Origin of the sequence: Mesorhizobium sp. M7D.F.Ca.US.004.03.1.1 (assembly GCF_003998635.1) — a bacterium.
GTDB lineage: Bacteria > Pseudomonadota > Alphaproteobacteria > Rhizobiales > Rhizobiaceae > Mesorhizobium > Mesorhizobium loti.
In genome coordinates this window covers 1-7,107 of sequence record NZ_RZQG01000255.1, presented here as the reverse complement: position 1 = coordinate 7,107, position 7,107 = coordinate 1, and the positions used below count along the sequence as shown (strand labels likewise).

5 protein-coding genes are annotated in these 7,107 nt (G+C 58.7%); all 5 read left to right on the top strand.

Going from position 1 to position 7,107, the window contains the following annotated elements; all coding sequences use genetic code 11:
- Window positions 1-1,630 (top strand): adenylyl-sulfate kinase (cysC, locus tag EN935_RS16150; protein WP_127373439.1); only part of this gene is annotated, 1,630 nt, incomplete at its 5' end.
- 6 nt (window positions 1,631-1,636) lie between these two features.
- A complete protein-coding gene (locus EN935_RS16145; protein ID WP_127263740.1) occupies window positions 1,637-2,851 on the top strand; it encodes a glycosyltransferase family 4 protein in 1,215 nt (404 codons plus the stop codon).
- A gap of 17 nt (window positions 2,852-2,868) precedes the next feature.
- Window positions 2,869-3,717 carry a sulfotransferase gene (locus EN935_RS16140; protein WP_127263742.1) on the top strand — a complete coding sequence of 283 codons (849 nt, stop codon included), beginning with the start codon at window positions 2,869-2,871 and terminating at the stop codon, window positions 3,715-3,717.
- Window positions 3,718-4,035: 318 nt separating this feature from the next.
- Entirely contained in the window at window positions 4,036-6,123 is a 2,088-nt protein-coding gene (locus tag EN935_RS16135) for a nucleoside-diphosphate sugar epimerase/dehydratase (protein ID WP_245468798.1), read from the top strand.
- Between the two features lie 19 nt (window positions 6,124-6,142).
- The coding region (locus tag EN935_RS16130; protein ID WP_206534525.1) for a hypothetical protein at window positions 6,143-7,107 on the top strand (965 nt) is incomplete at its 3' end.

Sequence of the window (7,107 nt, the reverse complement as noted above, 5' to 3'; positions counted from 1 at the left end):
GGCCTATCGCTTCTTCGCCACCGAGCAGCGCAAGTTCATCGTCGCCGACACGCCCGGCCATGAGCAATACACCCGCAATATGGCCACCGGCGCATCCAACGCCGACCTCGCGGTCATCCTTGTCGATGCACGGCAGGGCATCCTCACTCAGACCCGCCGGCATTCCTTCATCGTTTCCCTGCTCGGAATCCGGCATGTCGTTCTCGCGATCAACAAGATCGACCTGATTGGCTATTCGCAAGCCGTGTTCGATCAGATCGAGGCGTCCTATCGAAGTTTTGCGGAACCGCTCGGCTTCGTTTCGTTACAGGCCATTCCCTTGTCTGCCCGTTATGGCGACAATGTCCGTTCCAGAAGCGCGAAACTCCCCTGGTATCAAGGCCCGACACTCATCGAGTATCTGGAGTCTATCGAGGTGGAGAGTGACCGCCGTGCGGCCCCCTTCCGCATGCCGGTACAATGGGTCAATCGTCCCAATCTCGACTTTCGCGGATTTGCCGGCACAATCGTAGCCGGGGTGGTGAGACCGGGCGACCGCGTGGCGGTGGCGCGCTCAGGCGTCACAACCTTGGTGAAGCGAATTGTCACCGCTGATGGAGACTTGCCCGAAGCCGGGGCCGGCGAGGCGATCACGCTGACGCTCGAAGACGAGATTGACGTCTCCCGCGGCGATGTTCTGGCAGCCGCAGCCGAGCGACCGGAAGTCTCCGATCAGTTTGCGGCGCATGTGCTCTGGATGCATGACGAGCCATTGATCCCCGGTCGTCCCTATCTGATCAAGCTTGCCACCAGCGTCGTCGGCGCAAGCATCACCCACATAAAACACAGGCTGGATATCAATAATTTTGCAAAGCTCGCCACAAAAACTCTCGAAAAGAATGAGGTTGGCTTCATCAACCTGATGACACAGGCGCCTCTTGCTTTCGATCCCTACTCCCGGGTGCATGAAACCGGTGCGTTCATCATCATCGACCGAATGACCAATCACACGGTTGGTGCCGGAATGATCGACTTCAGTCTGCGCAGGGCAAGCAACATTCATTGGCAAGCGCTGGACGTGGACATGAACGCGCGAGCGATCGCCAAAGGCCAAAAGCCGGTGGTGCTGTGGTTCACAGGCCTCTCAGGTGCCGGTAAGTCGACGATCGCAAATCTCGTGGAGAAGCGCCTTCACGCAATCGGCAAGCACACATACCTTCTGGATGGCGATAATGTCCGCCACGGCCTGAACAGGGACCTCGGCTTTACTGACGCTGATCGCGTCGAGAACATTCGTCGTGTGGCTGAAGCCGCCAGGCTGATGGTCGATGCGGGGTTGATTGCGCTGGCTTCCTTCATTTCACCATTCCGGGCGGAACGCCGGATGGCGCGCGACCTCTTTGCCGAGGGGCAGTTTATCGAAATCTTTATCGATACGCCGCTGGAGGTGGCAGAAGGTCGTGACCCGAAGGGGCTGTATCAACGCGCCCGAAACGGACTGATCCAGAATTTCACTGGCATTGGCAGTCCCTATGAGCGTCCCGAGGCTGCTCATGTCACGATCACTCCAGATTTGAGCGCCGAGGAGGCTGCGGAACTGATCGTCAGCTATCTCGACCGCGGCAGCTATCTTGGAAGCGCAACCGGGTAGTGGGCGATGAGTGACGGCACTGGCCAAGAGCCGATACGGGTTTGCTTTCCATTTGTTGGTGACGATGTCGGCGGAAGTCACATCTCAGCACTTAAGCTCGTCCAGAATCTCGACACCTCAAGGGTCGTTCCGGTTTTGGTGCTGCAGGAAACCATGGGGCCGCTCGCAGCCTTTCTGAAACGGGAGAGCCAACCCTTCATGGGTCTACCTCCTTTGACAACATTGCCCGCGAAAGGAACAACCTTAGGCGGTGTCGCCACCTATCTGACCAGCACGCTACCGCACTTGAGCCGTTTTATCAGAGAGCAGAGGTTCGACATCATCCATACCAATGATGGGAGAACGCATATCAACTGGGGAATTGCCGCACGGCTTGCGGGCGCCCGACTGGTTTGGCATCATCGCGGCGATCCCGATGCAAAGGGTGCCAATATTCTTGGGCCATTGATTGCAGATCGCATGGTGACAGTGTCGCGATTCTCGCGGCCGAAGCATCCGATCCGATCCTTCAATGGGCGCCTCAGCGTTATCCATAGTCCCTTCGATCATCCATCGGTCATTCCTGACAGGGCCGCAGCCAAGGCCACGCTTCTGGAAGAGCTCGGCCTCGCACCAGGCACACGGGTTCTCAGTTTCATTGGCGGTCTGATCGAACGAAAGCGGCCACTTCTCTTCATCAGCATCATTGAACGTTTCCTACGCGAGCATCCGCAAATTCCGATCGTCGGCTGCGTGTTCGGCAACTCGCCGGCTGGTTCGCCTGATCTTGAATCGGCCGCTCGCACGCTTTGCGTCGAGCGCGGGCTGGATCAAACCGTGCGTTTCATGGGTTTTCGTAGCCCTATCGAGCCGTTCTTGGCGGCAACGGATGTCTTGGTCGTTCCCGCGATGGGGGAGCCCTTTGGAAGAACGCTGATCGAAGCGATGTTTCTTGGCACGCCGGTGGTTGCGACCAATCATGGCGGCAATCCGGAAGCCATCGAGAATGGGCGGACAGGATTTCTGGTCGCTCCGGAAGACACCAAAGCTTTCATGGAGCCGCTGTGGCGGTTGCTCTCGGACCCCCCCCTGTGGGCACGCATCAGCCAGGCAGCCCGGAAGCAAGCCTGCTTTTCCTATGGCACGCAGCAACACGTCGAAAGGGTCATGGAAGTCTACGGGGAAGCGCTGAACGCCAGGGCAACGGCCAGGTTGGCGTGCGGTACGATAGGTGAGAAGTGATCCAAGAGGGTTCGACAATGCAGGCAGAGGATATCGACTTCCTAATTATCGGCGCTGCAAAATGCGCCACGACCTGGCTGCAGCAGTCGCTGCAGGCCGATCCGGCCGTCAGCATGCCGGACCCGGAGTTGCACTACTTCAGTCGCCACTACGACCGTGGTGACGACTGGTATTTCCGCCAGTTTGACAAAACTGGTCCTGGACAGTTGATCGGCGAAAAGTCGAACTCCTACTTGGATACGCGATCGGCACCGCAACGTGTTCACCGACTGCTCCCTCATGTCAGGCTGATCGTGCAGCTTCGCAATCCGGTCGAACGTGCATACTCGGACTACTGCATGCTCTTCCGCCGCGGCGAGGTGGACCGCGACATAGACTCTTACCTTGACGTGGGGAGGAGTTCGCCTGGGCGTTTTCTCGCCGGCGGCCTCTACTGCGCACAGTTGCAGGCGTATTTGGACCTTTATCCGAAGGATCGGCTCCTTGTTTTGTTTTTCGAGGAAACGGTCGCAAAGCCTGCCGAGCAGTTAAGCAGGGTTAGGGAGTTTTTAGGCCTCCCGGCGAGCGAAATTGCCCCGCCTGTGGCCAAGAAGGTGAAGGACCGCAGCGAAGCTATGGTTGGCCCGCAACTGCGCAAGATGATGAGGCCGTTGAAACCTCTGGTTCGCCCCTTCCGGAACAGTTCGCTCTTCGGAGCAGCACGGGGTGCCCTGGCCGGAAGGATTGCTTATCCGCCTTTCACCCCAAAGCTGCGATCCCAGCTCGTTGACTTTTATGCAGCCGATGTCGAGCAGCTTGGCACACTGGTGCGGCGGGACTTGTCCGGCTGGCTGGTCCAGACTGGCGGAAGTACCTCTTTGGATTAACTCGGAAAAGTTCCGCTTGCGGTTCTGATAGGTACTCCATGCACAAAAGCATGTGTTGCGTCAAAAGCGAGCAAAGCGCTCCATAGCAACCATAACATCGTAGCCTCTAGTCCGAACGATCGCAGGCCAACCTGTTCTTGAATGAACAAGGGAGCGGCAGGCGTGGATCTATGTCTACGAGTTCAAACAGCCGCGTATCTTGACGCGCCCTCTTGGCGCGCGGCGGCTAAGCTTTGTCGAGGTCCCAGGATGAGTCAGTTAGATCAGCCGTTTGAGGCAGTAGGTCCACTCGGCGGCCAATCCCTCTTGATAGCCACCGTGATCGCTCTCGGCCGTCTTGTCAGCAAACCGCGCACAATTGTTCATGTTCTGTCGTACTTGCGTCGACGGGTAATCGGGCGCGCCAAGGCCGTTGGCAAGAATCTTCATCTCTATGTCTTTGATCTGGCGATGGCGGTCGCGGCCCTGTCGTTTGCTTCATTCATGCGACTGGGCCTTGACGGAGAAGCGACCAGTCCGGAAAGCTACCATTCGCTGCTTTTCGCCCTCCCCTGTTTCCTGCTTACATGCGCCGTGGTCTTCCCGGTGACTTGCCTCTACACCCGCAACTGGCGATATGCCTCCGTCGGCGACATGCTCGGTATCCTTCGCGCGGTAATAGTCGCATCGCTCGCCTTCGTGTTTGTGATGTTTGTGGCAACACGGCTCGATTCGATCCCGCGCTCGGTGATGGTGATCGAGGTTCTATTGCTCGTGCCGCTGCTCATCTCGGTTCGAATCCGATCCAAGCTCCTTGAAGTAAGCCGCTTTGGCCCGGCCGCGAGCAGAGCAAAGAATGGACGCGACATGGTCCCTGTCCTGCTGATCGGTGCAGGCGATGCGGCTGATCTTTACATTCGCGCGCTGCAGCGGGACCCGGATGCACGCCATTGGCCAGTCGGCCTGCTCGAAAAAGGTGCGGCCACGGAGGGCTATTTTCTACGTGGCGTGCCGATCTTGGGCGACATCGCTGATTTCGACGCGGTGATTAGCGATCTGGAGGGCCGCGGTATCAAGCCCCGGCACGTGATCTTCACTGAACGAGTGCCTGGTCTTGTCGATCCGACGCTCGAAGCGCTGATCGACCGGGCCGAACGTCTGGGCATCGCTGTCTCTCGCCCTGCCCCCGTCCTGGAACTGCGCAATCCCAAACACGAGAGTCGCTTCGAATTGCGCCCGATCGAACTTACCGACCTGCTGGAAAGGCCGCAGGCGGTGCTTGATAAGGGTGCGTTGTCGCGCATGATCGAAAACAGTCGCATCGTTGTGACTGGCGCCGGCGGCTCGATCGGCGGCGAACTTACACAGCAGATTGCCGCGCTTGGTCCGGCTGAAGTGATCCTGATCGATAACAGCGAATACAATTTATACGCCATCGATCTGGAGTTGGCGGAGAAATTCCCGAATGTGCGCCGGAAGCCATATATCTGTGACGTGCGCGACCCTGTTCGCCTGGGCGAGATCTTCCAACGGCATGGCGTCGACCTGGTCTTCCATGCGGCGGCGCTCAAACATGTGCCGATGGTCGAACTGAATCCCTGTGAGGGAGTTCTTACCAATGTCATCGGGACAATGAACGTCGCAGAGGCGGCTCGCCTTTGCGGTGCAAAGGCAATGGTCCAGATATCTACGGACAAGGTTGTGAACACGACCAACGTCATGGGCGCCACCAAGCGTCTGGCTGAACTCTATTGCCAGTCCCTGGACCTCGCTTTTGTCGCCAGCGACACCCCCGCCCGCTTCATGACCGTTCGTTTCGGCAATGTTCTGGGCTCAAGTGGATCGCTGATCCCGCTGTTCAAGCGCCAACTCGCCCACGGCGGTCCGCTGACCGTAACCGATATGGAGATGAAGCGCTTCTTCATGACGATAAGGGAGGCGGTTGAGCTCACCTTGCAGGCATCGGCCCATGGCCTGGAAAAGAGCCTGGGACAGGGCGAAATCTTCGTTCTCGACATGGGAGCGCCAATCAAGATCATCGACATGGCGCGCCGCATGATCAAGCTCGCGGGGTTTCGGCCGGATGAAGACATCAAGATCAAGATTGTGGGATGCCGGCCTGGAGAAAAGCTGTTCGAGGAACTTTTCGACGAAAGGGAAAGACGTGTCGACGTCCCGATTTCCGGGGTCCTGGGCGCCGTGCCCAACCCGGTGCCGCTTGACACGCTTCGCAAGGCATTTTCGCAATTGCGCCGCCTGGCGAGAGCTGGCGACACTGGGGGCGTGCTGAGCCTTATTGCCGAGCTGCTTCCCAGTTACCGCAGAGAAGAAGCAAGGCCTGTGGTGGCGACGTCAGCGCCATTCGTGCCTCATGTGATAGTCGGTTCGCCCAAGGCGACCCCGCCTCCACGCGAGGCGGCCGCTTGATGCCGATGGAGACGCTGTGGTGCTAAAACATCTTGCCCCGGTTCTGTTTGTCGCGCTGTCGTGCGGTACTGCACTGGCTGGCGGACCTCAACCGACCGTGGTCGAGGCACGAGGCGCGATCGAGCGCGCGGGCGCCTACTTCCGCGATCACCTCGGTGTGGCAGGAACCTATGTATGGAAATATTCGCTTGATGGCCAAAAGAGGGTGGGCGAAGGCGGGGCCGTGCCCGCAAGCATCGGCTGGGTGCAGCCGCCCGGCACACCGGCAGTCGGAGCTGCCTTCCTGCGCATTTTCGAGGTTACCGGCGACAAGCAATGGCTTCAGTCTGCCCAGCTTGTGGCAACGGCCCTGGTGAATACGCAGCTGGAGTCCGGCGGATGGTTTTACAAGATCGAGACCGACCCGCAAAAGGCGGCGACATGGTGCTACCGCGCACTGAAGGTGAGCGGGAAGTCTTGTCACGATATCAAGGACAATCCGCATCGCAACGAGACCGTACTCGACGACAACAACACACAGAGCGTGCTCAATTTCCTGATGTGGTTCGACCAGGCGAGCGGCGGTTCGGATCCGGACGTCCGTACCTGCATCGACAAGGCGCTCCATCGACTGATGAAAGTGCAGTACCCGAATGGGGCCTTTCCAGTCTTCTTCACAGGATCCGCGCCTGGTGCGGACGTAGAGACAGCAGCCAAGGCGAGTATCCCCGCCAGTTGGTCGCACGAGTGGCAGAAGCCTGATCGCCCGCCCTACTTCATCGTCAACGACAATCTCCCCCGCGATATGGGTCGTCTCTTTCTCAACGCCTACCGCACATATCATGATCCCGCATATCTCAAGGCGGCGGAGAAGGTCGGTGATTTTCTCCTTGCAGCCCAGTTGCCCGCGCCACAACAGGGTTGGGCTCAGGAGTACGATCGTTCCATGCAGCCGGTTTGGGGCCGCAAGTTCGAGCCGCCAGGCGTCGTCTCGCGCGAAACCGC

What these genes read in the sequence shown, in the direction of transcription:
- EN935_RS16140 (WP_127263742.1), top strand. Translation starts at nt 2,869, where the DNA reads ATGCAGGCAGAGGATATCGACTTCCTAATTATCGGCGCTGCAAAATGC.
- EN935_RS16145 (WP_127263740.1), top strand. Translation starts at nt 1,637, where the DNA reads ATGAGTGACGGCACTGGCCAAGAGCCGATACGGGTTTGCTTTCCATTT.